General features: G+C 73.2%; 14 protein-coding genes. 7 read left to right on the top strand and 7 right to left on the bottom strand.

The genetic code is table 11. The features are described from left to right. The first annotated feature begins 22 nt into the window (after nt 1–22). From IEY99_RS30230 to IEY99_RS30215, 4 genes are read left to right on the top strand one after another with little or no spacing between them, the layout of a single operon-like run. Entirely contained in the window at nt 23–433 is a 411-nt protein-coding gene (locus IEY99_RS30230) for a GPW/gp25 family protein (RefSeq protein ID WP_189207512.1), read from the top strand. Further along, nucleotides 433–2,367 carry a putative baseplate assembly protein gene (locus IEY99_RS30225; protein ID WP_189207511.1) on the top strand — a complete coding sequence of 645 codons (1,935 nt, stop codon included), beginning with the start codon at nt 433–435 and terminating at the stop codon, nt 2,365–2,367. The genes IEY99_RS30230 and IEY99_RS30225 overlap by 1 nt, the downstream gene beginning before the upstream one ends. Then, a complete protein-coding gene (locus IEY99_RS30220) occupies nt 2,364–2,915 on the top strand; it encodes a phage tail protein (RefSeq protein WP_229799380.1) in 552 nt (183 codons plus the stop codon). Before IEY99_RS30225 ends, IEY99_RS30220 begins: the two co-directional genes overlap by 4 nt. A 2-nt stretch (nt 2,916–2,917) precedes the next feature. Continuing rightward, the gene (locus IEY99_RS30215; RefSeq protein WP_189207510.1) at nt 2,918–3,961 is read left to right on the top strand and encodes an NADase-type glycan-binding domain-containing protein; all 1,044 of its coding nucleotides are present in this window, start codon (nt 2,918–2,920) and stop codon (nt 3,959–3,961) included. Nucleotides 3,962–3,982: 21 nt separating this feature from the next. Here IEY99_RS30215 and IEY99_RS30210 read toward each other — a convergent pair whose 3' ends face one another. After that, entirely contained in the window at nt 3,983–6,805 is a 2,823-nt protein-coding gene (locus tag IEY99_RS30210; protein ID WP_189207509.1) for an AfsR/SARP family transcriptional regulator, read from the bottom strand. Nucleotides 6,806–7,253: 448 nt separating this feature from the next. Next, nucleotides 7,254–8,267 carry a hypothetical protein gene (locus IEY99_RS30205; protein WP_189207508.1) on the bottom strand — a complete coding sequence of 338 codons (1,014 nt, stop codon included), beginning with the start codon at nt 8,265–8,267 and terminating at the stop codon, nt 7,254–7,256. 173 nt (nt 8,268–8,440) lie between these two features. Here IEY99_RS30205 and IEY99_RS30200 point away from each other — a divergent pair, with 173 nt between their 5' ends. Then, nucleotides 8,441–9,064, top strand: a complete 624-nt coding sequence (locus IEY99_RS30200; protein WP_189207507.1) for a hypothetical protein — start codon at nt 8,441–8,443, stop codon at nt 9,062–9,064. A gap of 11 nt (nt 9,065–9,075) precedes the next feature. On the opposite strand, the gene IEY99_RS30195 is transcribed toward IEY99_RS30200, so the two are convergent. The 3 genes from IEY99_RS30195 to IEY99_RS30185 all read right to left on the bottom strand — a co-directional run bounded on the left by IEY99_RS30195 (nt 9,076) and on the right by IEY99_RS30185 (nt 15,092). Next, nucleotides 9,076–10,890, bottom strand: a complete 1,815-nt coding sequence (locus IEY99_RS30195) for a dynamin family protein (protein WP_189207506.1) — start codon at nt 10,888–10,890, stop codon at nt 9,076–9,078. Between the two features lie 153 nt (nt 10,891–11,043). Next, complete coding sequence (locus IEY99_RS30190) at nt 11,044–12,642, bottom strand: YdhT family protein (RefSeq protein ID WP_189207505.1); 1,599 nt, start codon at nt 12,640–12,642, stop codon at nt 11,044–11,046. A 119-nt stretch (nt 12,643–12,761) separates the two neighbouring features. Then, on the bottom strand, nt 12,762–15,092 hold the full coding sequence (locus IEY99_RS30185; protein WP_229799379.1) for a helix-turn-helix domain-containing protein: 2,331 nt from the start codon (nt 15,090–15,092) through the stop codon (nt 12,762–12,764). 314 nt (nt 15,093–15,406) lie between these two features. Here IEY99_RS30185 and IEY99_RS30180 point away from each other — a divergent pair, with 314 nt between their 5' ends. Both IEY99_RS30180 and IEY99_RS30175 read left to right on the top strand, forming a co-directional pair. Then, nucleotides 15,407–16,876: a dynamin family protein gene (locus tag IEY99_RS30180; RefSeq protein ID WP_189207504.1), complete on the top strand. Its 1,470-nt coding sequence runs from the start codon at nt 15,407–15,409 to the stop codon at nt 16,874–16,876. Nucleotides 16,877–16,975: 99 nt separating this feature from the next. Continuing rightward, nucleotides 16,976–18,949, top strand: a complete 1,974-nt coding sequence (locus IEY99_RS30175; protein WP_189207503.1) for an Hsp70 family protein — start codon at nt 16,976–16,978, stop codon at nt 18,947–18,949. A 40-nt stretch (nt 18,950–18,989) separates the two neighbouring features. Here IEY99_RS30175 and IEY99_RS30170 read toward each other — a convergent pair whose 3' ends face one another. Together IEY99_RS30170 and IEY99_RS30165 are read right to left on the bottom strand one after the other, a co-directional pair. Next, entirely contained in the window at nt 18,990–20,330 is a 1,341-nt protein-coding gene (locus tag IEY99_RS30170; RefSeq protein WP_189207502.1) for an MFS transporter, read from the bottom strand. A gap of 39 nt (nt 20,331–20,369) precedes the next feature. Continuing rightward, complete coding sequence (locus IEY99_RS30165) at nt 20,370–24,392, bottom strand: NACHT domain-containing protein (RefSeq protein WP_189207501.1); 4,023 nt, start codon at nt 24,390–24,392, stop codon at nt 20,370–20,372. Nucleotides 24,393–24,494: the final 102 nt, after the last annotated feature.

Here is a 24,494-nt window from a genome sequence, read left to right as displayed (position 1 = left end):
GCACGTGGATCGGAGGTACGCCGTGAACACCGAGTTCATCGGCGCTGGCTGGGCCTTCCCGTTGCGTACCGACGCGACCGGATCGGTGGCCCTGGTCCGGGGCGAGCGGGAGATCATCGAGAGCGTCCGGCTGATCCTGGCCACCGCGCCGGGGGAGCGGCCGATGCGGCCGGAGTTCGGTTGCGCCATCCACGATCTGGTCTTCGCGCCGGCCGACGCCGCGACCGCCGGGCGTATCGCCTACGAGGTACGCCGGTCGCTGGAGCGCTGGGAGCCGCGGATCGACCTGACCGACGTCATCGTCGGGTTCGACGCCGTGGAGGCCGGCACGCTGCTGATCGACATCCGCTACACCCTGCGCGGCAGCAACGATCCGCGCAACCTCGTCTTCCCGTTCTATGTCATCCCCACCCACGAGGAGGTGGAGAGCTGATGCCGCTGCCGGTACCCCACCTGGACGACCGCCGGTTCCAGGACTTCGTCGACGAGGCGAAGCGGCGGGTCCAGGAACGCTGTCCCGAGTGGACCGACCACAACGTCTCCGATCCCGGTGTGACGCTCATCGAGACCTTCGCGTCGATGGTCGATCAGCTGGTGTACCGGCTCAACCGGGTACCGGACCTGCATTACCTGCGGTTCCTCGAGCTGATCGGGGTACGGCTCTTCCCGCCCACGGCCGCCCGCGGCGACGTCACCTTCTGGTTGTCGGCGCCGCAGCACAACGACGTGACTGTGCCGGCCGGAGCGCAGGTGGCGAGCGTACGCAACGAGGTGGAGGAACCGGTCGTCTTCACCACCGAACGTGAGCTGCGGATCGTCTCCGCCGAGCTGGCCCGGGCGATGACCGGTGGTGCCGGGCAACCCCGGAACCGCACCGACGACCTGCGGTCCGGTGCCGGTATCGACGCCTTCGGCGCACCACCGCAATCGGGGGACGCACTCTACCTCGGGCTGTCGGCGGCCGTGCCGTCCTGCGCGGTCCTGTTGCGCCTCGACTGCGTCACCAAGGGTGTCGGCGTGGACCCGCGTAACCCGCCCTGGGTATGGGAGGCATGGCAGGGCGGCGGGTGGGCCGAGTGCGAGGTCGAGCGGGACACCACGGGTGGCTTCAACCGGGCCGGCGACGTCCTGCTGCACGTACCGGAGGATCACGCCACGTCGCTGGTGGGCCGTCAGCTGGCGGGCTGGCTGCGCTGCCGGATCGTGCCGCCCGGGCCCGACCAGCCGTTCTACACGGTCTCTCCGAAGATCGTGTCGGCCGAGGCCGCCGTGGTGGGCGGCACCGTGGCGGCCGTCCACGCCGAGATCGTCCGGGGCGAGGTGCTGGGCATCTCCGAGGGCGTGCCCGGTCAGCGCTTCCCGTTGGCCCGGCGGCCGGTGGTGCCCGGAGAGGGCCCGCTCGTCGTGGAGGTCGCCGGGGGCGACGGCTGGCAGGAGTGGCGGGAAGTGGCGACGTTCGCCCAGTCCGGCCCGTACGACCGCCATCTCGTCCTCGACCGCGTCGCGGGCGAGGTGGTGTTCGGCCCGGCGGTCCGCGAACCGGACGGCCGGCTGGTGTACTACGGCGGGGTGCCACCCAAGGGTGCGCCGATCCGGGTGCCGGAGTACCGCACCGGGGGCGGGCTGCGCGGCAATGTCGCGCGCAACGTGCTGCAGGTCGCCCGCGATCCGGTGGCGTTCGTCAGCACGGTCGCCAACCGCCGACCCGCGGCGGGCGGCGTCGACGGCGAATCGGTGCGGGACGCCGCGATCCGGGGACCGCTGCTGCTGCGCACCCGCGAGCGGGCGGTCACGGTCGAGGACTACGAGCACCTGGCTCGCGAGGCCGCGCCCGAGGTCGCCCGGGTACGGTGTGTGCCGGTCGACGAGGGCTCCGAGGGCGTCCGGGTGCTGGTCGTACCGGCCTGCGCCGAGTCCCCGGAGCCGGTGTTCGAGGATCTCAGACCGAGCCGGACGATTCTCGGCAGGATCGCCCGGCACCTCGAGGAACGGCGCTGCCTGGGCGCCCGGATCTCCGTCGAACCGCCCTTCTACCAGGGTGTCACCGTGGTGGCGCAGGTGCAGGCCCGGGCCCGTACGTCGCCGGAGGCGCTGCGCGAACGGGCCGTCCGGGCGCTGTACGGATACCTCGATCCGCTGCGCGGCGGCCCCGACGGCACCGGCTGGCCGTTCGGCCGCCCGGTGCAGGCGGGGGAGGTGTTCGCCGTGCTGCAGCGCCTGAGCGGGGTGGAACTGGTGGAGGAGGTCCGGCTGTTCGGGGCGGACCCCACGACCGGTGAGCGGGGCGGCGCGGTGCAACGTCTGGACCTGCTGCCGCACGCCCTGGTCTTCTCGTACGGCCACCAGGTCCGGGTGTCGAAGCGATGACCAGCATGCGGACGGCCATGGCCGGGTTGGCGACACCGCTGCCGATCGCGGAGCGGTTGCCGGCGGTCTACCTGGACGACGATTTCACCCTCCGCTTCACCAGCGCGCTCGACGAGGTCCTGGCGCCGATCATCCTCACGTTGGACTGTTTCGCCGACTATCTGGACCCGCGGCTCGCGCCGGAGGACTTCGTCTGCTGGCTGGCCGACTGGGTGGCCTTCGCGGTGGACGAGAGCTGGACCGTGGGGCAGCGCCGGGAGCTGGTGGCACAGGCGGTGCAGCTGCACCGCTGGCGCGGCACCAAGCGGGGGCTGGCGGAACACGTGCGTCTGCTGACCGGTGGCGATGTCGACATCGCCGACAGCGGTCTGTGCGCCTGGTCGGACCGGGCGGGCGGCCCGCTGCCGGGCGACGGCCCGCCACAGGTGGTGGTGCGCGTCCGCGTGGCGGACGTACGGGACGTGGACCAGCGGCGGCTGCGCCAGGTCGTCGTGGAACTGGTGCCGGCACACGTCCGCGTCACGGTCGACGTCTCGGCGAGGAGCTGACCGTGGCCGTTGTCGTCTGCGTCGAATGTGGCGAACGCAGCCCGCAGGGCGTGCAGTTCTGCGGGGAGTGCGGGGCCTTCCTGGACTGGGACACCGCTTCCACCGAGCCGGAGGCGCCTCCGGCGCAGGCGCCGGCATCGCAGTCTGCCGTTCCGCAGGCACCACGGGCCGAGGAGGCCGCGCCCGGTCCGGCGGCGGTGCCGATCGAGGCGGACCGGCCGAGCGAGACACCCGAGGCGGTACGCCCGGGGGAGACCAGAACCCGGCGGCACGTCGTGGTCCCGCCGGAGCCGCGCCCGCTGGGCGCCGACGAGCAGCCGTGTCCGCGCTGCGCGGCCGGCAACACCCTCGGCCGGCGATTCTGCCGCGCCTGCGGAGCGCCGCTGACCGAGGCCGCCGCGCCACCGCGGCTCTCCTGGTGGCGGCGGTGGCGGGCACGGTGGACCGCCCGGCGAGTCCACGACGCCGGCACCCGCCGCCGGGTGCGGGGCGGCCCGGGAACGGCCCGGATGGTGTGGACGGTGCTCCTCGCCGCGCTGGCGGTGACGGCGGTGATGGCCGTGCCCACCGGCTTGCTGAGGCGGGCCGACGATGCGGTCCGGGACCGCTTCACGGCGTCGTTCCGCCTCGCCGCGCGCGCCGGCGAGGCGTCGTCCGCCGCCCGGGGTGCGGCACCGGCCAACCTGGTCGACGGCAAGAGCAACCGGTACTGGGCGCCCACCGGTAAGCCGGTCGGCGCATGGGTGGAGCTGGTCTTCGCCGAGCGGGTGCGGCTGCTGCGGGTGATCGTCACCGCCGGGGTGTCGTCGGATCCCGAGCGGTTCGCCCACCAGGGCCGGCCGGGCGAGCTGAAGGCCGTCGTGCTGACCGGTTCCGGGCCGGCCCCGGCGCAAACCCTCGCGTTGCGCGATCAGCCGGGCCCGCAGTATTTCGACCTGCGGGTCAGCGACGCGACCGGGATCCGGCTGACGGTCATGTCGACCTACGGGATGGCACCGGCCCGGGTGTGCGCACTGGCGGAGCTCGAGTTCGACGCTCGGCGCTAGCGCGGAAGGCGACCGCACCACCTACAGCGAGGCGACGATCTCGGCGTAGCTGTCGCGAGCCCGCGCGGCGGCCGCCCGGTGACCGAGACGGTCGTACCCGTCGACCAGCGAGCGCCAGCCCTCGTCGCTGTAGCGGTCGATCTGGACGCACCGCTCTGCCGCGACGACGGCCTCCTCGTACCGGCCGGCGGCCAGGGCGTCGGCGGCGAGCGCGGCGGCCGCCTCGGCGGCCTCGCGGCGGAGCATGTCGCGTTCCCACACCACCCATTCCGCGGGCCCCTCCTCCGGCAGCAGGTCGCCGCCGTACGCCAGCAACGCCCGTTGCAGGGCGGCGGCGGCCGACGCCGCGTCACCGGCGAGACGCGCCTGACGGCTCTGCTTCAGCGCGCCGCGGAAGTCGGTCACGTCGCTGTAGCCGCCCTCCGGCAGGGACAAGTGGTACGCGTCGCCGTTGCGTGCCACCAGCCCCGCGCACCCGCGAGGGCCGCCCGGCGAGAGGAACGTGCGCAGACTCGACATCGTGACGTGGAGGTTGCGGGTTGCGGCCCCGGGCGGCAGGGCGGACCAGAGCGCCTCGATGAGGGCCTCGCGGTGCACGGGCCGGCCGGCGTGCATGGCGAGCAGTCGCAACATCGTCCGGGCCCGCGGCTTGACCATCGACAGGTCCAGTGGCCGGTCGTGCAGCCGCAGCTGAAATCCGCCGAAACACCGGACCTCGACCGGGGCCGGCTCGCGGACCCCGGCCGCCGGGCTCTCCACACCCGCCCACCTGCCGGCCACCCGGACCGGCAAGCCGCACTGGAGGGCCAGCGACCGCGGGTCGGTGCCGGCCGTGCCGCACCGGGTGGCAGCGGCGAGTGCGGCCACCCGCGCGCCCGGGACACCCGCGGACCGGGCGAGGGCTTCCGGGCGCTCCGCCGCCACGTCCGTGCCGGACATTCCCGTCCGTGCCGCGGCCAGGGTGGCCAGCGCCTGCGCCCATGCCTCGAGCACGCCGGCGTCCAGTGCGCGGCAGCGCCGCAGCAACTCGGCGGTGGCTTCCACGTCTGCCGGGCCGGCTTCCGGGCTCAGCGAACGGACCAGGCAGAGCACCGCTCGGGCGAGCACACCGCCCCACTGGTCGCCCGCCCGGTCGCATTCGCCCACCACCGCGGCCGCCTCGGCCGCGCCGCGCGCGCTGCCGTCGAGGGCCAGGGCCGCCCGGCCCATCCGGACCAGCCAGGGCAGCTCGGCCCGCTCGGCCTCGACGAGCACCTCGGCGAGTTGACGCCGGCCGTCGGCCGCGGACCCGGCGGCGATCGCCCAGCACGCCTGCAGGAGCCGGACGCCGAGATGTCCGACGTCGCTGTCGTCGGCCGTGCCGGCCACCAGAGCCTGGTGTGCCTCGGCCACGTTGCCCGCCAGCAGGTATGCCACGGCCTGCACCAGGGGTTCACCCTGTGCCTCGGCCGCCACCAGGGTGGGATGCTGCCGGGTCGCCTCCCGCAGGGCGGCGGAGTAGTGTCCGGCGAGCACGGCCCGTCCGGGCAGCCAGGTCGACGCCAGCCGGCGGGCGGCCCGGCAACGGGCGCGAGCGCCTTCGTCGGAGAAGCGTTCCTCCGCCGAGCGCAGGTGGCGTACCGCCGCGGTCAGCCGGCCACACGCCATCAGATACCGGCCCTCGGCGAGCATCAGCCACGGATCCTCGGCCACCAGCCAGTCCGGCAGGAGGTCCAGCCAGGGTTCGACCCCCTCGTCCGCCACCCGGATGCCGAGCCGGGTGAGCAGCCGCCGCACCGCCGGCCAGTCGGCCGCGCGCGCGTACGCCCGGGCCGCCTCCAGGTCCGCACCCTCGGCGGCGAGCAGCGCCGCGGCCCGGGCATGCCACTGCCGGGCTGCCGCTTCCCCGATCTCCTCGGCGAGGGTGATGGCGAGGTGCGCCCGGAGCACCTCGTGATACCGGAAGGTGTGTCCGCCGTCCGGACTGGCGGTGAAGGCCTGTCTGCGCTCCAACTCCTCCAGATGCCGCCGGCTGACACCGGGGTCGCCGAGCAATCCCTCGCAACGGGCCGGTGTCAGGACGTCGAAAACGCACGTGCGCACCAGGAAGTCCCGCAACTCCGGCGGCAGTTCGCCGAGCACCGTACGGGCGAGGTAGGAGCGGGTCAGCGCGGACCTGCCGTCGAGGGCCGCCACCGTACGCTGGCGTTCGACGAGGGGCCGCCCGCGGGTGGACAGATGGAACATGTGCAGGCCCGCGGCCCAGCCGCTGACTCTGCGGGTCAGTGCCGCGGCGTCGTCGGGAGGCATCGGTTCCCGGTAGACCTCGCGGAGCAGCTGCTCGACCTCCCAGGACCGGAACCGCAGGTGCTCCCCGTCGACGAGGCAGGCGTCGGCCAGCTCGAAGCGGCACAGGTTGAGATCGGGCATCCGCCTGCCGCAGCAGAGTATGTGCAGCCAGGGCGGGACGTACGCGACGATCGTCTCCAGCGCGGCCCACGCCTCGGCCCCCGCCAGCAGATGGATGTCGTCGATGAGGACCAGGGTGTCGGTCGTACGGACGGCACGAAGTGCGGCCAGGAGCTCGTCGACCTCCTCGCCGCGGTCCGCGGCGGGCAGCGCGGGGATGGCCTGCCAGATCGCCCGGACCACATCGCGGGCCCGGGTACTGGCGGTCTCGATCTGGACGGCGCCGACCCGACCTGCCCACCGGGCGGCGTACTGCGCCAGCAGGGTGGTCTTTCCCGCGCCCGCGGGTGCCACGATCATCGCGAGGCGGCCGGTCCGCAGACCGTCCAGCTCGTCGAGCAGGCGGGGGCGGACCAACCCCTGGCCGGCGGCGAGCAGGTGAGCTGCTGCGTCCATAACGGCTTCCCTTGCCTGGTGGGGAGGAACCGGTCAGCGGACGAGAGGCGCCGCAGCAGTCAGGACGCGGCGATGTGATCTGGTCATGCGATTCCCCCATGCGTTGTCCGGCGCTATCGCGAAGCGCATCCGGCAACAACACGCCGTCGCGGCCCGTGGTGCTCCAATTTAGTCCCGTGCGCGGCGGAAAGGCTGTCGCCAATTGGGCAGATGTGGGCCGGCGCGGCCGGGTCCGGGGCGAAGTCGAAGTATTTGCAGACCGCGCCAAAGGCTCCGTTTACGGCGGTTCCGCCGATTCGTGGCGCGGTCGGGGAAATGGCCGGCGGCGTACCGGCCGAGCTGCGGTTGTCCTCGCCGATCGGTCAGCGGGGCAATCGTCCGTACGGTTGCCGGCGCCGGTTCCGACGGCCGACAACAAACAGGCTTGTCGGTGGACAGAAAGGGGCGTTCAGGCGTTCAGGGTCTGGGTGGTGAGCTTGGCGGCGGAGCGGTTTCCAACCCGGTCGACGGCGGTGCAGGAGAAGCGGACCGTTCCCTTCGTCAAACCTTTGATCTTGACACTCCAGGCGCCGGACGCTGCGGGGGTGATCGTCACGACCTTGGCCTTCGCGGCCGCGGTGCGCTCGGAGGTGGCCTTCACCCACGTCGTGCCGGTGTAGTAGTACCAGGAAGAACCGCGCTTCTCGATCGCGGTCAGGTGCACGGCGCGCACGCCTGTCCCGGTGTCGCCGGCCTTGCCGCGCAGCGTGGCCCAGGATGCCGCCTTGCTCGGTGTCGAGGGCTTCGTCAGGGTGACCACCGGCCGCGTGGCGTCGATCCGGACGGTGATCGTGCCGGCGCTCTGCGGCGTGGCGACGCCGAACTCGTTGGCCGGGGCCGCCGTCACCGCGAACGTGCCGGCCTTGGTGTAGACGTGCGCGGCCGTGGCCTCGGACAGGCTGGCCTCGACCGTGCTGGACTGCCCGTCACCCCACCAGATCCGGACCGTGTCGGTGTCGTCGGAGGCGTGGTGCCGAAGACCTGCGGCCGTTCCGGCCCAGGCCGACGTCTGCTTCACCCGGTATCCGCCCACCGGCGCCGACACCGTGACGTATCCGGGGGTCTGCCGCCCGGCCTGGGACGTGAGGACGCCGTCGGAGAGGATCACTCTGGGCGTGAACGTCCCCGCTGTCCGGTAGGAGTGCGGGATCTCGGTCACGTCACCGGCGACGACCTGCGGGGCCGAGCCGTCGCCCCAGTCGATGGTCTGGGTGATCCCCGCCGGCGGCGTCCTGTCGTCGCTCACCGAGAGGACCGTCAGTACGGTCGTCTGACCGGGCCAGATGCGGTAGGTGGAAAGCTTGTGTGCACCTTCCGGCGCGGTGTTCGGTTCCTCGGCCGCGCTGGCGGTGGTGGACAGGACGACCCCGGCGACACCGAGTGCTGCCACGCTGGCCAGGAACGTCATGGTGCGGCCGGTCATTCGTCACTCCCAGGGTTCGGCTCGGACGGAGGATAGGGCCCACCGGGCGCCCGTTCAAGCCGGACGGCCGCACCGCGGCAGCAGCGATCGATATCGGTCATGCGGGCGTTAGGGGGACGGCCGGGGGATGTCCCCCTTGCCCGTACCGGTGGCGTTCTCCTTACAGTAGGTACATGGCACCGGCGCGCTCCCTTCACGAGATCTTCGCGGGGTTGACCGGCGCTGCCGGGACCCCGGGCGACCTCTCCGCCGTGCTCCGGGACGGCGGATACCCGGACCTGCCGCAGGAGCTCCTCGCCGAGGCCGTGGTCAGTTTCGCCGACACCGCCCGGGCCGAGGTCGCCGAGCATCTGGCCCCGTTCGTCCGGGCGCACGGTCCGATCGTCGAGGGCGACACCGCGGCAGGTGACATCGGCAACTTGCTCGATCTTCTCGCCACGGCCCCCGCGGCGGATCTCGACGAGAGTGCGACCCCGGCGATGCCCGAGATCGATCCGCCCCTCGGGGCCGGCGAGGCGCATCTGCCGGACGGGCAGGGCTCCGCCGCCGCCGGCATGCCCGTCGAGCACCCGGGGTTGCCGATGGACACGGCCTTCGGTCATGGCCACGACGTCGCGGGCGTGCCGGTGGACGACACCGCCTTCGGTGCCGTGGCACCGGAGCCGGAGCCGGTCGGCGACGCCGAGCTGCATGACCTGCCGGAAGCCGAGGACGTGCCGTCGCCGGCGGCCGGGCTGTGGGCGATGCCGTCGCTGCCCGCGGATGCCCCGGAGATCGACGACGTCGACGGCGCCTGAGGCCGGCCGGGTCACGAGATGAGCGCCGCGGCGTACTCCCGCAACTGCCGCAGGCGTTCCTGCTCGGCCGTCAGATCGCGCAGCCGGCTCTCGCGCTCGGCGGCGGTGCGCTGAGCCGCCTCCGACGCGGCGCTCAGCGCCTTCGCGTTCGACCGGGCCAGCTCGTCGGCCAGGCCGCTGTAGTGGTCCCGGAGCTGACGCTGGATCCGGCGCAGGGTGTCCCGCGAGTCCTTGGTCATCAGGAAGGTGACCTCGTCGCAGTAGCGGCGGATCGCGTTCCGGGCCTGGTTCTGCCGGTTCGTCCGTTGCCGCTTCTTCTCCTCGCGCAGGCCCTTGCGGCCCATCACCAGGCCGATCCCGATGCCGATCGGGCCGAGGGCGATGCCGGTCAGCGTCCCGAGCATGGTGAACATGAGCGCGCCGCCGTAGGCACTCTTGAGTGCCACCATCGCCTGTTTCCGGCGGTTCATCCTGGCCAGGTCGATCTTGTGCTCGACCTGGGCGGTGCCGGCCAGCGGCAGCGGGTCGGCGATCGCGACCTGGCGCAGGATCTGCCCCGCGGCCTCCTCGAAGTGGGCCGCCACGTCGTCGCTGAGCCCGACCGCCCGGTCCCGCAGCATCATGTAGTTGGCCACCAGCTCCTCGGAGACCCGGGCTTTGAGCCACCGTTCGGTCTCGTCCCAGGTGTCGGCCGGGTCGCCCGCCTCGATCTCCGCGTCGGCCTCCTCCACCAGCCGGCGGATCCGGCCGCGCAGGTCGTGGTCGATGTCGGCGTTGAGGTCGGCGATGCCGTCGCCGAGGGTCTGCTGCCACTTCGCCGCGGCGGCCTTGAGCGCTTCCACGCGGGTCTTCACCCTGGTGAGGTCGTCCATCACCCGGGCCGCGGCGGCCGGGTCCGCGAGCGCGGCCCGTTCCGCCTCGAACTGGCTCTCGATCTGCTCGCAGATCCCGACGACCGTCGCGCCCGCCTGGGCGGCAACCCGGGCGGTCGCTCCGCCGGAGACCCGCTGGGCGACGAACTTGACCAGGTCCGGAAACCCGGATTCGGCGTTGAGGTCCTTGTCGCCGGCGGCGACGGCACGCAGGCGGAGATCGGACGAGACGGGGAGGATGGGCATCTCCCCGAGGTCGCGCAGATGTCCCGCGTCGAGGTCACGGATCTTGCGCCAGTACGGATAGAAGTCGGTCTTGGTGAGCACGCACACCGCGGTCGGGCACACCTCGCGGGCCTGGCGCAGGAAATCCAGCTCGCTGCGGGTGAGTTCCTGAGCCGCGTCGGTGACGAACAGCAGCGCGTCGGCCATGGACGCCGCGGTCAGGCTGGCCGCCGAGTGCATCGAGCCGAGGCCGCCGACCCCCGGGGTGTCGACGATGACCAGGCCGCTGGAGAGCAGCTGGCGCGGCAGCCGGACCTCGACCCCGGTCACGCCGTCCACCGCGCCTCCGGCGTCCTTCTCCAGGACGAACTCCCGGACCCGGTCGACGGGCACCGGCTCGCGGCGGGGCGGGACCTCGTCGAGGAGCACCTCGGCGGACGGCTCCTTGCCGTAGCGCACGTAGGTCGGCAGGGCGGTGGCGACGTCGTCGTTGACCGGGCAGACCCTGGTGCCGACCAGCGCGTTCACCAGCGAGCTCTTGCCCTGCTTGAACTCGCCCACGACGACGATGTGCACCGCCGGGTCGGCCAGCGTGGCGCGGACGGCGGCGAGCCGGCTGCCGAGGTCCGCGCGGCCGTACGCCTCGCAGGCGCGGTGCGCGAGGTCGACGATCTCGGTCGCCCGTCGTAGCGTGTCGCCGGCGTCCGGCGGTGCCGTGGTGGTGGTCAACGTCGTTCCTCCCGGTCACGAAGGGTACGGCGGACCGGGGCCGGCCGGCCATGGCCCGCTCGCGAGTGTGGCGTGGCAGGTCCACCGACCCGCCACGCCACGGTGTGCTCACCGGCCCGATGCCCGGTATCTGCCGGTTCCCCCGGTCTGGGATCAGGCCGCGGGGCTCGCGTCCGCGTCGGCGCCGTCCAGCGCGTCGCGGCCGTTCCCGGTGAAGTTGTCGGCGGACTCGCGGATGATGAGCGAGTCGTCGGCCTGGATCGAGTCGTCGGTGTTGAACGAGTCATCGGCGGACTGGTCGTTGAACGAGTCGTTCGTGGACTGGTCGTTGAAGGAGTCGTTCGTCGACTGGTCGTTGAACGAGTCCTGCGTCGTGGCCGCGTTGCCGCTGCCGGACACCGACGAGTCCTCCACCCGGGAGCCGGAGACGTTGGTCTGGCTGCCCCCACCGAAGTTGAAGTTGATCGGGCCCACCGCGCCACCGGCGCCGCCGCCGGCGTTGCCGCCCACACCGGCACCGCCCGCGGCGCTGCCACCGACGGCGGTGCCGCCGTCGCCGCCGTCGCCGCCGTCGCCACCGATGCCCTGGCCGCGCCCGTCGCCGCTGCCGCGGAGCCCGACGCCCACCCCGAGGCCGACCCCGGTGCCGGCCGCGCCGCCGGCGCCGTTTCCGCCGTCGGCGGAGGCGTCGCCGCCGATGCCGCCGGCGCCTCCGGTGCCGTTGGCGGTGCCGCCGGCGCCGCCGCTGGTGTCGATGTCGAACTGAGCGGACTGGTTGCCGTCCCCGACGACCGCCTTGTCCACGTCGTCGCCGACGATGCCGAAGTTGTCGCCCAGGATCGCCTTGTCGACGTCGCCGTTCGCCTGCACCCCGGAGTTGATCCCGGTGTTGACCGCGCCGGAGATGTCGCCGCCCGCCGTCACCGCGTTGTCGCCGGTGTTGCCGACCACGTCGCCGTTGGCCGCGTTGCCGACGAACGCACCGTCGCCGGTCGCGCCGAGCACGTCGCCGCTGCCGGTGCCGACCACGGAGCCGTCACCCGTGGTGACCTTGTCGCCGCCGACGACCTCCGCCGACGAGTTGTCGCCGGTGACCCCGACCGCGGTGCCGCCCGCCGCCACCGAGCCGCCGGTCGCGGCGACCTGGTCCCCGTCGCCCTGCTGGGCCACCGCCCCGTCGCCGGTGGCGGCGTTGACGTCACCGGCGCCGGTGGTGCCCACGTTGCCGTCACCGGTCTGGTTGAGGTTGGTGGCGTCGATGTCGATGTCGCCGAGAACCGCACCGTCCACGTCGACGTCCACCGAGTTGTCGATGCTGGTGGAGTTGTCGGTGAAGGTCTGCGTGTTCTCGATCAGGTTCTGGGTGGTGAAGGTCTGCGTGACCTGGGTGACCTGCTGCACGGCCTGCGGGGCCGGCGCCGAGGCGGCACCGCCGCTCGCGGCCGCTCCACCACCGCTGCCGCCACCGCTGAAGCCGCCGGCGTTGCTGCCACCGCTGAAGCCGCCACCGCTGCCACTGCCGGTGTAGCCGCCGCTGTAGCCACCGCTCGCGGCGCCGTCGCCGCCGTAGGCCGCATCCGCGACGACCTGGTCGATGTCGACCGCATTGAGCGACTCGGCGTCGATGTCGTTGGCGGCGAAGGCGCCGGCCGGGTCGGCGAGGAACTTCGCGGTCTCCGCGTCGCTGCTGAACACCTTCTCGAACAACGCCCGGATGTTGTCGATGATCAGCGGGGTTACTTCAACGGCCATGACTTCTCCTGTGCTCGGGCCCGCCCCGGTGGTCGGACATGAGCAAGCCTGCGGGTTGCCGACCATGCCTCGCATCGGGGCTTTCCCCCTTCCGGCCGGAGGGGGTTAGGGGGGCCCGGTCAGGACTCCGACGGCAACCGGCTCCGCAGCGCAGCGATCATCTCGGCCCGGTTGGCGGCACCGAGTTTGGCACGGATCCTGGCCACGTGGTGTTCCACCGTCTTCGGGGACAGGTAGAGCTGCGACCCGATCTCACGGTGCGTACGACCCGCAAGCACCAGCCGTGCCACCTCCACCTCCCGCTCGGACAGACCGCCCCGGCCCGCATCCTGCGGTGACTCGTCCGCCGTCCCCTCCGGGCGGGACAGCTCCCGCGCGCGCTCCAGCAGCCGGCGCGCGGCCGACGGGTCGCTGGTCCGGATCGCGGCGTGCCCGAGCAGCCGGGACGACTCCCACGGCAGGTCGGCCGCGACCAGATCGGCGGCGTCCGCCAGCACGTCGTCCGGGCGTACGTCGCCGTGCAGCGCGGCGGCCCACCGGGTGGCCGCACGGCATTGGGCCTGCTGCCGGGGGCCCGAGGGGTCGAGGCCGGCGAGGTGGTCCGCGGCGGCGGTCGCGGCCGCCCGGTCCTCGCCGACGACGGCGATCTGCAGCCGGATCCAGCCCAGCGACACCGCCCAGGCGTCCGGCCGGCCGAGCCGGTCGACGACCGCCTCCAGGTCGTCGAGGACCGGCGCGATCCGCCGGTGGTGGCGCAGCCGGGCGGCGGCCACCAGCAGTTCTTCGGTCATCTCCAGGTGGAACAGGTCCACCGCACGCCGGGCGAGCACCGGCTCGGCGAGCGCCCACGCCGCCCGGAGCTGGGCGATGTCGCCCCGGCGCCGGGCGATCCCGGCGGTGAGGCAGGCGAACGCCAGACGTTCCCGGCCCGGCAGCGACGTGCCGGTCAGCCGGTCGAGTTCGGCGAGGGCGGTGTCGTACCGGCCGGCCCGCAGCCGTACCCAGGCCAGCAGTGTGCGGTGCCGGTTGCCGGCGACGGGCCCACCGGTCCCGGCGTCCAGCGCCCGTTCCAGCAGGTACTCGGCGGTCGCGCTGTCACCGGCGGTCACCGCGACCAGCGCGCCGAGTGCGTGCGGCAGGTCGGGGACCGTGACCGCCGGTGGCGCCTGTTCGTAGGCCTCGGCCGCCTCGATCAGCAGCGGCAGGGCCGTCGTGGGGTTGCCGACGGCCAGCGTCGCCTCGGCGAGGCGGCGCAACGGCAAGGGAGCCTGGCCGGTCGCCGCGGAGCGCGCCGCTTCCGGTCGACCGGTGGCCACCAGCGCCGGTACGGCCAGGACGGGCCCGGGCGGGCCGGTGCTCAGCAGCGCCTCGGCCGCCCGGCCGGCTCGGCCGTCATGGGCCGCGGCGGCACCGGCGACCAGGGCGAGCCGGGCCGCGTCGGATTCCGAGGCGGTCGCGGCGTCCAGGTCGACGGGCAAGCCGAGCAGGACGGCCGCCTCGGCCCGGCCCGCGGCGACGACGGCCGGGTCGGCGCCGGCGTCGAGCGCGTCGTCGTAGCAGGACAGAGCGCGCTCGGGCGCGGCGAAGCGGAGCCGGTCGGCGGCACGCCGGTAGACGTCGGCCGCCGCGGGCGTACGCGCGCGGGCCGCGCGCAGCTGCTCCGCGGCGCGCACCGGGTCGGCACGGGTGGCCAGCAGGGCCGCTGCCACGGTGTCGTGCACCCGGCGGCGCTCCAGCGCAGACAGGTCGGCGAGGAGCGCGCGGGCGACGGCCGGGATCATCCGTTCGCCGTCGGGCATCAGCAGTCCCTGGTCGCGCAGCGAGCGCATCGCCGCCGCGGCAGCCGCCGGATCCAACCGTGCCGCGGCACCGAGGACGTCGTCGCCGAGGTCCAGTCCGAGCGCGAGGATTCCGGCCAGTTCCGCGGTGTCGCGGCCGGACGCGGCGAGCCGTCGTTGCAGCCGGGCGACCAGCGCGGGCGGTGTGCCGTCCGGAGCCGCGGCCACCGTCTCGGCCAGCGCGGCCAGGCCTGCCGAGGCGGCCTGGACGGCCGCCACGTGCTCCGGGGTCACCGGCCGGCCGATCGTGGCCGTGACCAGCGCGGTCAGGGCGCCGGGGTCGAGCGGGCCGAGGTGTTCGACCGTCGACGTGGCGGCGACCGCCTCGTCCAGGTCGGCCAGCTCCGGGCCGTCGATCGTGGGGCGGCGGGCGATCGCCATCGGCAGTCCGGCGCGCGCGGCGGCGGCCAGCGCCCGCAGCGCCTCCGGGGGCAGCCGGTGGGCGTCGTCGACGACGACCATCGCGCCGTCGGAGCGGGCGCGGGCCAGCAGCGCTTCCAGGTCGTCGGCCGTCGTGAAGACCACGGAGGCGACCGGCCGGCCGGCTGCGGCGGCGATCTCACCCAGCCGATGGGTACGCCCGGAGCCGTCCACGCCCACCACGACAGTCACCCGTGCGATCCCTCCGCCCGTACCGACCTGGCAGTTTACGGCTGGTGGGGCGGCCGCACGGTGTGGTACCGCTCGCGTCGAGGGTGTACCGTCGCCGCTTCCCGGCACCAAGACTGTCAGATGGTGGCGGCCACACCGGCGGCACAGTGACGCACCACATGCGCCGGGCCGTCCGGCCGGGCGGCCGGGAACCGCCGAGTACCTTGCACCGGGAGGCGTGCTCCGGTGCCGTCCGGGAGGCAGCGACGTGAGGATGTGGGGTCCGAGTTGGGCGTGATGCGTATGCTCGGGCGGCGGTCGTCCGCGGTGACCGGATGAGCCTGATCGACCGTACCCGGGAGGTGCTCGGCCGGGCCGCCGGCGTGTACCGCGCGACGCCGGAGGAGCGGCGGATCGCCGCCCTGCGCGACCGCCTCGACGAGCCGCTCCGGGTGGCCGTCGCGGGCCGGGTCAAGGCCGGAAAGTCGACGCTGCTCAACGCCCTGGTCGGCGACCGGCTGGCGCCCACCGACGCGGGGGAGTGCACTCGCATCGTCACCTGGTACCGGGACGGGCACACCTACCAGGTCATGGCCCGGCCCCATCAGGGTCCGCCCCGGCAGCTCCGGTTCAGCCGCGAGGACGGCGCCATCGAGATGGACCTCGGCGACCTCGGCGTGGAGGACGTGGTGCAGCTGGAGGTCAGCTGGCCGGCGCAGGCGCTGCGGACCGTGACGCTGATCGACACTCCGGGGATCGGGTCGCTGTCCGAGCAGACCTCGCAGCGTTCCTGGCACCTGCTCGCGCCCGACGACGAGGAGACGCCCGCCGACGCCGTCATCTATCTGATGCGTCACCTGCACAGCAACGACGTCGAGTTCCTGCGGGCCTTCCACGACGTGGAGGTGTCGCGCCCCAATCCGGTCAACGCCATCGGGGTGCTGTCCCGGGCCGACGAGATCGCCGCCGGCCGGCTCGACGCGATGGCCTCGGCGCGCCGGGTCGCGGGCCGGCTGAGCACCGACGCGGGCGTCCGGCGCCTGGTGCAGTCCGTCGTTCCCGTGGCGGGCCTGCTCGCCGAGACCGCCGCGACCCTCACCGAAGTGGAGTTCGCCCGGTTGCGCCGGATCTCGGAGCTGCCGCCGGCCCAGGCCGAGCAGCTGCTGCTCTCCGTCGACCGGTTCGTCCAGACCATGCCGGAGCTCGGCATGACCTCGATCGAGCGGGAGGCGCTGCTCGCCCGGTTCGGCCTGTTCGGGCTGCGGCTGTCGGCGGCCCTGCTGCGGCACGGCACCAGCGGCACCGCAACGGAACTGGCCCGGGAGCTGACCGAGCGCAGCGGACTGGCGCAGTTGCGGGAGATCCTCGGCTCGCTGTTCTTCGAACGCCGGGATGTGCTCAAGTCCCGGTCCGCGCTGCTCGCCCTGGCCGAGATCACGCGCGTCCGCCCTCGGCCGGGCAGTGACCAGGTGGCCGCCATGGTGGAGGAGATCATCGCCTCGGCGCACCCGTTCCACGAGCTGAGGGTGCTCTCCAGCCTCCGCGCCGGATGGGTGACCGGCAAGCCCGACGTCGTCGCCGAGCTCGAGCAGCTCATCGGCGGCGCCGGCGCGGCGATCCACCAGCGGTTGCGGCTGCCGCCGGACGCCTCCGGCGCGGAGCTGGACGCGGCGGCGGACGCGGCGCTGGCCCGCTGGCAGCGCCGGGCGGAGAACCCCCTGACCACGGCGGAGATGGCGGTCGCCGCACGGGTGGCCGTCCGGTCCTGCGAAGGCATGATCGCCGAACGGCGGCGATCACGCTGAGTGACGGCTGAGTCGCGATCGAACCGGTCGACCCGCCGCGACGTGTGTCGTGCGACGACCTGAGCCCTGTCTTGATCACCATAATCGGAGCACCCATCGATGTACGCGCTTGGCATTGACCTCGGAACCACCTTCACGGCGGCGGCGATCTGGCGGGACGGCCGGGCGGAGACCGTCTCGCTCGGCGACCGGAGCGCGGCCATCCCTTCGGTGGTGCTGCTCCGTCAGGACGAGACGTTCCTGACCGGAGACGCGGCACATCGCCGGGGACTCTCCGAACCGCAACGGGTCGCCCGCGAGTTCAAGCGGCGGCTGGGCGACACCACCCCCATCCTGCTCGGCGGTGTGCCGCAGTCGGCCGAGGCGCTGATGTCGCGGTTGCTCCGGTGGGTGGTCGACGAGGTGGCCGGCCGGGAAGGCGGCCTGCCCACCGCGCTCTGCGTCTCGCACCCCGCGAACTGGGGTCCGTACAAGATGGACCTCTTCCGCCAGGCCATCCGCATGGCCGGCCTCGATCTGCCGGTGACGTACACGACCGAACCCGAGGCGGCGGCGGTCAACTACACCCAGCAGCAACGCGTCGAGCCGGGCACCGTCGTGGCCGTGTACGACCTCGGCGGCGGCACCTTCGACGCCGCGGTGCTGCGCAAGACGGCGACCGGCTTCGAGGTCATGGGGCAGCCGGAAGGCATCGAGCGGCTCGGCGGCAGCGACTTCGACGCGGCGGTCTTCCACCATGTCCGTACCGCACTCGACGGCAAGCTGGAGGAGCTCGACGAGGACGACCCCGCGGTGATCAACGCCGTGGCCCGGCTGCGGGACGAGTGCGTCCAGGCCAAGGAGGCGCTGTCGGCGGACACCGACACGACCATCCCGGTCCTGCTGCCCGATGTGTCCACGGAGATCCGGCTCACCCGGGCCGAGTTCGAGACGATGGTCCGGCCGGCGCTGCACACCTCCGTCGAGGCGCTCCAGCGGGCGCTGCGGTCCGCCGACTGCGCGCCGGAACAGGTGCACTCGGTGCTGCTGGCGGGTGGCTCGTCCCGGATGCCGATCGTGTCCCAGCTGGTCGGCTCGGAGCTGGGACGGCCGGTGGTGGTCGACGCCCATCCCAAGCACTCGGTCGCCCTCGGCGCGGCATGGCTGGCCGGCGGAGCACTGACCAGGCCCGCGAGCGCCGCCGGCGCGGTGCCCAGCCCGGCCCCGCCGAGCCGGCAGGCGGCACCCGCGGCCCCGCCGAGCCGGCAGGCGGCACCCGCGGCCCCGCCCGCCAGGCCGGCGCCACCAGCGGCCGGGCCGGTCCGGGCGACGTTCCACGGCGAACCCGTGATTCCGCATCCGGCATCGCGCGTCGACGCGCCCGCTCTTCCCGGTGCGCCCGTGACCGGTCCCGCGGGCCTCCCGGCGCCCGCCGGCCCGGCCGGCCGGCCCGCCCGCACCAGGACTTACGCATCGACCACCGCCGCACCGGCCGCCGGCTCCGCGGCGGCGGCGCCGGAACCGCCGGCCAAACGGGGCCGGGTCGCCCTGATCGCGGTGGGTGCGGCGCTGGTCCTGCTGCTCGGCGGTGGCGCCGCGGCGTGGGTCCTGACCGGCGGCAACCGCGCCGAGGCGGGCGGCGACAAGGGCGGCAAGCCCGTGGCCCCGGCGGCCGGCAAGCCCACCCTCCCGGCGGACGAACAGTGCACGACCGAGATCAAGCGCAACACCCGCTGGGTCTGCCTGACCTCGGCGACCGTCGCCGACGGCCGGTTCACCGTGGCATACGACGCGGGATTCGCCGGCACCACGCCCACCATCAAAGGCGGGTTCCACCTGCATCTCTACGGCAGCGACGGCACGAACCCCCCGGACGAGATCATGGGCTCCCAGGTCCCCGACCACCAGCAGGGATTCTGGTACGTCGAGGACCAGCAGCCCTCCGTGATCTCGACGAGAGACCAGCGTTTCATCCGGGCCATCGGCGACTCGCCGAAGGTGTGCGCACGGATCGCGAAGTCCGGGCACGGCCTCGTTCCGGACAGCCGCGGCACCTACAAGACCGGGAACTGCGTACCGATCAAGTGGTCCTGAACCCGGTCCGGTAAGGCCGGTGGCCCGCAGCCCACCGGCCTTACCGGACCGGGTCGGGGGTGTGGTTCGGCACCGGCTGGTCGGTGGGGACGCCCTCGTCCCGGTGGGACTTGGAGGTACGGGCGTCGGCCAGTACCTCGGCGGGGACGTGCCTCTCGAGGAACCGTCGCGCCAGCCGGGTCGACGGGTGTATCGCGATGGTGGCCACCACGATGATGCCGGCGATCAGCAACCAGCCGGTGGCGCCCCAGTTCATCGCGAGGAAGGTGTAGACCGCCGGCGCCCACACCTTGCCGAGAGTGCCGCTCATCTCGCCTGCCCCCTGGTAGGCGCCCCGCTGCCGGGGGTCCATCAGTTCCGCCTCGAACGTCCAGTTGGCCGCCGAGAGGTAGAGCTCGGCCCCGGTCACGGTCACGTGCCCCAGCCACACCAGGGCGATCGTGACCCAGCCGACGGTGTCGTGGGTCGCCAGGGTGATCAGGCAGGAGAGCACGAAGAAGGCCGACGACAACCGGACCGCCCGCAGCGCGGTGGACAGCCCGTCGACTCCCCGTGCCGCTGCCATCGGCAGGAAGATGCACATCACCGTGTTGGTGCCGAACAGGAAGGCCAGCAGCACCCGGGGTGCGTCCGTCTGCTCGACGAGCCACAACGGGATCACGACGTTGAGCAGCACCTGATTGGTCCAGAAGATCCCGGCGAAGAAGTTCGAGAGCAGCCAGCCGGGATTGCGCAACGGCCCCGGGCCGGGGACCTGCGCCTTGCGGTCCCCCGAGGTGCGGTTGTCGTGCGCGGCCCGCGGCAACCGGGTGATGGCGGTCGCGTTGACCAGGAAGACCACGGCGGTGAACCAGGGCAGCGCGTGCAGGACGTCGTTGGAGTGGAAGGCCAGGGCGACGCCCCCGACGAGGGAGCCGAGGGTGAAGCCGAGGTTCAGGGCCGAGTACATGTAGGCCCGGGACTTCACCCGTTCCTCGGGCGGCAGCGCGTCGATGGTGTACGCGCCGTACGCGGCGCTGCCGAGGGCACCGATGACCTCCATCCCGACGGCCATGGCGACGTAGCCGTGGAAGCCGGTGATGAAGGGCCACACCGCGAACATCGCCGCCTGCCCGGCCGCGCTGAGGGCCCACATCCTCTTCGGCCCGAAGCGGTCGACCAGCTTGCCCATCGGCAACGCCGCCAGGAACGCGGCGATCCCGGCGCAGGTCAGCCCGAGACCGACCTGAGCGGCGGACAGCCCGACGATCTGGGTGAAGAAGACCGCCGAGCCGGTCATGAAGGTGCCTTCGCCGAGGGCGAAGAGCAGCGATTGGGCGGACAACCGTCCGGCCAGCCGTGACGGGGGGCGCACGTGACGGAGGACGGCATCGAAGATCACCGGGAGAGTTTCCGGGCCCCGAACGCGATTGTCACGCCATTATCCGCGCTGGCGTGGGACGCGGGATTCGCGTCCGGCCAGGTGCCGCTGTGCTTCCAGGTGGGTGAATCCGTAGGAGTCGCCGAACGACCGCAGGATTCCGCGCCGGTCGGCGTCGTGGAGAAAGGTGAGCAGTCGCCAGGGCAGCAGCCCCGAGGTGGCCAGCCAGATGCGCGCCAGGATCCACCAGGCCCACGGGGTGAGGGCGGCTTGCGCCAGTCCGATCGACGCTCCGGCTGTCGCCCCGGTTGCCGGGTCGTCCGTGACGATCCAGACGCCGATGCCGGAGCTGATCCCGGTGATGACGATGGTCATGCCGGTGACGACCCGCTGGCGGCGAAGCGTGCCTCTCGCGCTGTGGAACTTCCATCTGACCGGGAGGAAGCGGACGCCGTTGGCATGCCGTGCAACGACGCCGAAGAAGCCGCTGAGCACCACCGCGAAGGAAAGCTCACCGGTGATCGACGTCACGAACGGCAGCAGGCACACTGCCGTCAGGACACCCACGAGATTGCGGACCGGTTGGGAGACGGCGAGGGGCAGCCGCCACCACGCGAACGACGTGGTCGCCTGCCGCTCCATCAGGACGGCGAGGAAGGTGAGCCACCGGGCCGCCCGGGCGGCCCGGTGCCGGTCGTAGACGGCGGGCACGAATCGGTCGAGCAGGTGGCGCAGGGCGGTTTCCCGGGCCGGGAAGAGGGTGGGATCCAGCAGCTCGGTGGGGTTGGTCCCGGGACTGCTGTAGACCGTGCGAGCCAGCTTCAGCAGTAGCGGCGAGGACAGGATGTGCGCCGTCCGTCCCGTGGGGTTGTGTCGCATCTCCGTCAGCACCGGTTCCCACCGGTGGCGGTCCATGGCGGTCAGGCCGCTCTCCATGGCCGAGGCGATGTCACCCGCCGAAAGCCGCTCGAGCGAGACGACCGGCATCCGCCACAACGTGGACCGCGCTCCGCGGCGCAGCAACTCCTGATACTCCGCGGTGCGGCAGGTGAGCACCACGTGCGACCCGGTCGGGGTCACGGCATCGGTGACCGCCCGCACCACCGGTCCGCGATCGCCGGCGGGCACCTCGTCCAGCCCGTCCAGAACCAGCAGCAGCCGGCCGGAACGGACCAGTCGCCACAGCTGCTCGTCCGTCACACCGTGCGTGCGCAGTTCCGGGTAGGCCGAGGGGATGGCATCGACCACCCAGCCGAGAATGTCCGTCACCGAGGTCAAGGTGGACATCGGCAGCAGGACGGCGACCGCCTCGTGGTTCTCCCGGCTCCGCAGCTGCTCGCGAACGAAACCGGCGGCGGTGGTCGACTTTCCGGCGCCTGCGTCCCCGATCACCGCCAGCAGCGCCGGCGCCTCCACACGATGCTTGCGTACCAGGTCGGGCATGGTCGTGACGGTCAGCGCGATGCGCGGTCTCCGCCGGGTGGTCCACACCGCTCCGAGACTCAGCCAGTCGTTGTCCTGGCGGGCCGCCTCGAGGGACCACCTCTGTGCGACCACGCCGGCGATCACCGCCAGCGGATCCGCGGGCTCCGGAGGCTGCCGGAGGCGGCGGGGCCGGCGCGGGACGAGGACGCCGTGATCGGCCAGGCTCGCCTCGGCCAGTTGGCGTTCCGGGCGTGGTGCCCGCTCGTCCACCGCGATCCGCAGCAGGGCCTGCACGCCGGCCTGGGTGTCGACGGGCAGGAGGGCATGGGCCGCCCGCCGCCGCACCTCGACCGGTACCTCCGGATCGGTGGACGCGGCGAGGCCGGCGAGCACCTGGGTGCCGGCCCGGTCGCCGCCCTGGCTGAGGACGGTCGCCGCCCGGCAGCGGGTGTCCGGATCGTTCGCCTCGGGAAGTGCCCAATCCCTCAGCGCCTGCTCGGCGACGGCCTCCGACAGGCGATACAGGGTGGCGGCGGCCTCCATCCGGTCGGTCAAGGCCGCTCCGGTGTCGGACAGTGTCTCCTTGAGTGCGCGACGGCCGAGGACGCCCATCCCGGTGGTCTCCGCCGGGACGGGTGCCACCGCGGCCGGCCGGCTCGCCGGGGCGGGCTGGCTCCGGGCAGCGAGCCGGGCAGCCGCCCACCGCCGGACGACGGCGTCCGCGGTCGACCTGCCCGAGGCGAGGTCCCGGAGTGCCCGCGGGCCGGCCGGCGAACCCAGATCGGCGAGCGCATCCGCGACGGTGGCGCGAACCCAGACGCTCTCCGTGCCGTCCTGCGCGAGCGTCTCGAGCCTCAGCCGCGTCTCCTCGGCGGCTGCCAGGGAGAGCAGCACGGCGAGGCAGTCGGGTGCACTCGCGTCGTCACCGCGGAGGATCTCGAAGAGCGCGTCGATGACCCGCCGGCGCAGCGGCGGCGCCACCCGGATGCCGTCGGCGAGGACCAGGCCGGCAGCCAGCAGATTCTCCGGCCCGCCGTCCAGCAGGTTCTCGACGACCGGCTCCGCCGCGAGGCCGGAGCGGGCCAACGCGAACAACGCCGCGCTGCGCGTCGCTGTGTCCAGCAATCCAGCGCGAATCCCCTCCGGCTCCCAGCACCCGCTGCAAGGATCCGCGGCAAGGTACTCCGCCACGCTGTGATGGATGAAGGCGATGTCGGGTCCTTGCAGCGTGCACAGCCCACTGGCCATGAGGCGGCTGCGCACCGTACCTATCCAGGCGGCCTGCGGCGCCGCGCGCAGGTCGTCCGGAGCGTTCGCGCGGACCCAGTCCGCCGCGACGTCCACGAGGCGGCGCCGGTCCTGCCTGATCTGGGCCACCGCCAAAGTCGTGAGCAGGTGGCTCAGCTCGGTCGCCAGCCAGACGTCGAAGGCGCCGGACGGCTCGACGCCGTCGCGGCTGCGGCGCAGCAGCCCGATGAACTCCCCGTAGAGGTCGGCGCGGCTGGTCGGCAGTTCCTGATCCCGGTCGGCGTCGTAGACCAGCGCGGCCATGCTGCACAGCAGCGGCACCCGTACCACGGGTTCCAGGCCCGCCGACCGGATCCGGGACAGGAACCGGCCGACCTCCTCCTGGACCCCCGATGGCGCGCCGAGCCGGAAGGTGAACCAGCCGAGTGCGAAAGCGCGGACGTCGTCGGCGGTGAAGGACCGTAACCGGAACGACTGGACGTCGCGGGCCCACAGCTCCCTCAGCTCGCCCTCGGACAGCGGGCGGCTGGCCACGGCGACCCGGCTCCCGGTGCCGTCCGTGTCGAGGTACGCGCCGACCCGGCGCAGGATCCTGGCGCGCCCGGCCGGATCCACCACCTCGTCCAGACTGTCGATCAATATCAGCCATGACGCGTACGGCGCCGGCGGCCGGGTGAACAGCTCGCGGGTCACACCGTCCACATGTCCCCACGTCGTGGCCAGCGCGGCGGGAAGGTCCGCGTCGAGCAGGGCCCGCGCCTGAACGACGACCGGGATCACCGGCCCGTACGGTGCGCCTCCGGGACGCGACCACCCCCGTGCGGAGAGCCACCATCTCGCGCTCCGGAGGACGATCTCGGCGACCATGAAGGACTTCCCGGCGCCCGGGCCGCCGGACACGGTGACGTTCCTGCTCCGCTGGAGCATCTCGGCGACCGTGAGCAGGCGCCCCTCCGGCGCGGTCCGCCGCCGTACCGGGGTGGTGCGCTGCTCGACGTAGATGAAGCGATGGCCGGGCGGACAGAGCGCTCCGAAGTCGTACCACGGTTGTTCGGCCTCGGCGTACTGCTGCTCGAGCAGGGCCCGGAGCGGCCCGGTCAGCTTCGGCACCCGGCCGCGGGCGATCCCCGCCGCGACCAGCGATGCCAGCGCCACCCCGCCGGAGCCGAGCGTCAGCCAGTCGATCCCGTGCCAGGTCAGCTCCCAGACCCGTCGTGCGAGCACCACGGCGATGGAGAGCAGCGCCGCGGACAGGCCCAGACCGGCCCACCGCCGGCCGGCGCGGGAGGGCTGCCCGGCCCGGCGCTGAAGGGCGAGCGTGACGACCGACAGCACGAGCGACAGGACGCCCGCGGCCGCACCCACTATCGAGGCGACTTGATCACCTGTCTCCAATGGAGAGGAAGCCACGGCAGCACGCTACGTCACCTGGTGCCCGGAAGGTATTTCATGTTCCGGAGCAGCGCGGTGCCTTGCTCCCGGAATGAAACAAAGCGGCGTCCCCGGGGCCTC

The sequence above is a fragment of the Couchioplanes azureus genome (assembly GCF_014648355.1).
In the GTDB taxonomy this organism is placed as follows: Bacteria; Actinomycetota; Actinomycetes; order Mycobacteriales; family Micromonosporaceae; genus Actinoplanes; species Actinoplanes azureus.
The sequence above is the reverse complement of the archived record's forward strand: the minus strand, read 5'-3'. Positions and strand labels throughout refer to the sequence as shown.

Excerpts from the sequence above, each read along its gene's own strand:
- IEY99_RS30205 (WP_189207508.1), bottom strand. The coding sequence starts at position 8,267 with ATGACCGGCCGCACCATGACGTTCCTGGCCAGCGTGGCAGCACTCGGT.
- IEY99_RS30180 (WP_189207504.1), top strand. The coding sequence starts at position 15,407 with ATGAGCCTGATCGACCGTACCCGGGAGGTGCTCGGCCGGGCCGCCGGC.
- IEY99_RS30200 (WP_189207507.1), top strand. The coding sequence starts at position 8,441 with ATGGCACCGGCGCGCTCCCTTCACGAGATCTTCGCGGGGTTGACCGGC.
- IEY99_RS30225 (WP_189207511.1), top strand. The coding sequence starts at position 433 with ATGCCGCTGCCGGTACCCCACCTGGACGACCGCCGGTTCCAGGACTTC.
- IEY99_RS30220 (WP_229799380.1), top strand. The coding sequence starts at position 2,364 with ATGACCAGCATGCGGACGGCCATGGCCGGGTTGGCGACACCGCTGCCG.
- IEY99_RS30175 (WP_189207503.1), top strand. The coding sequence starts at position 16,976 with ATGTACGCGCTTGGCATTGACCTCGGAACCACCTTCACGGCGGCGGCG.
- IEY99_RS30190 (WP_189207505.1), bottom strand. The coding sequence starts at position 12,642 with ATGGCCGTTGAAGTAACCCCGCTGATCATCGACAACATCCGGGCGTTG.
- IEY99_RS30210 (WP_189207509.1), bottom strand. The coding sequence starts at position 6,805 with ATGGACGCAGCAGCTCACCTGCTCGCCGCCGGCCAGGGGTTGGTCCGC.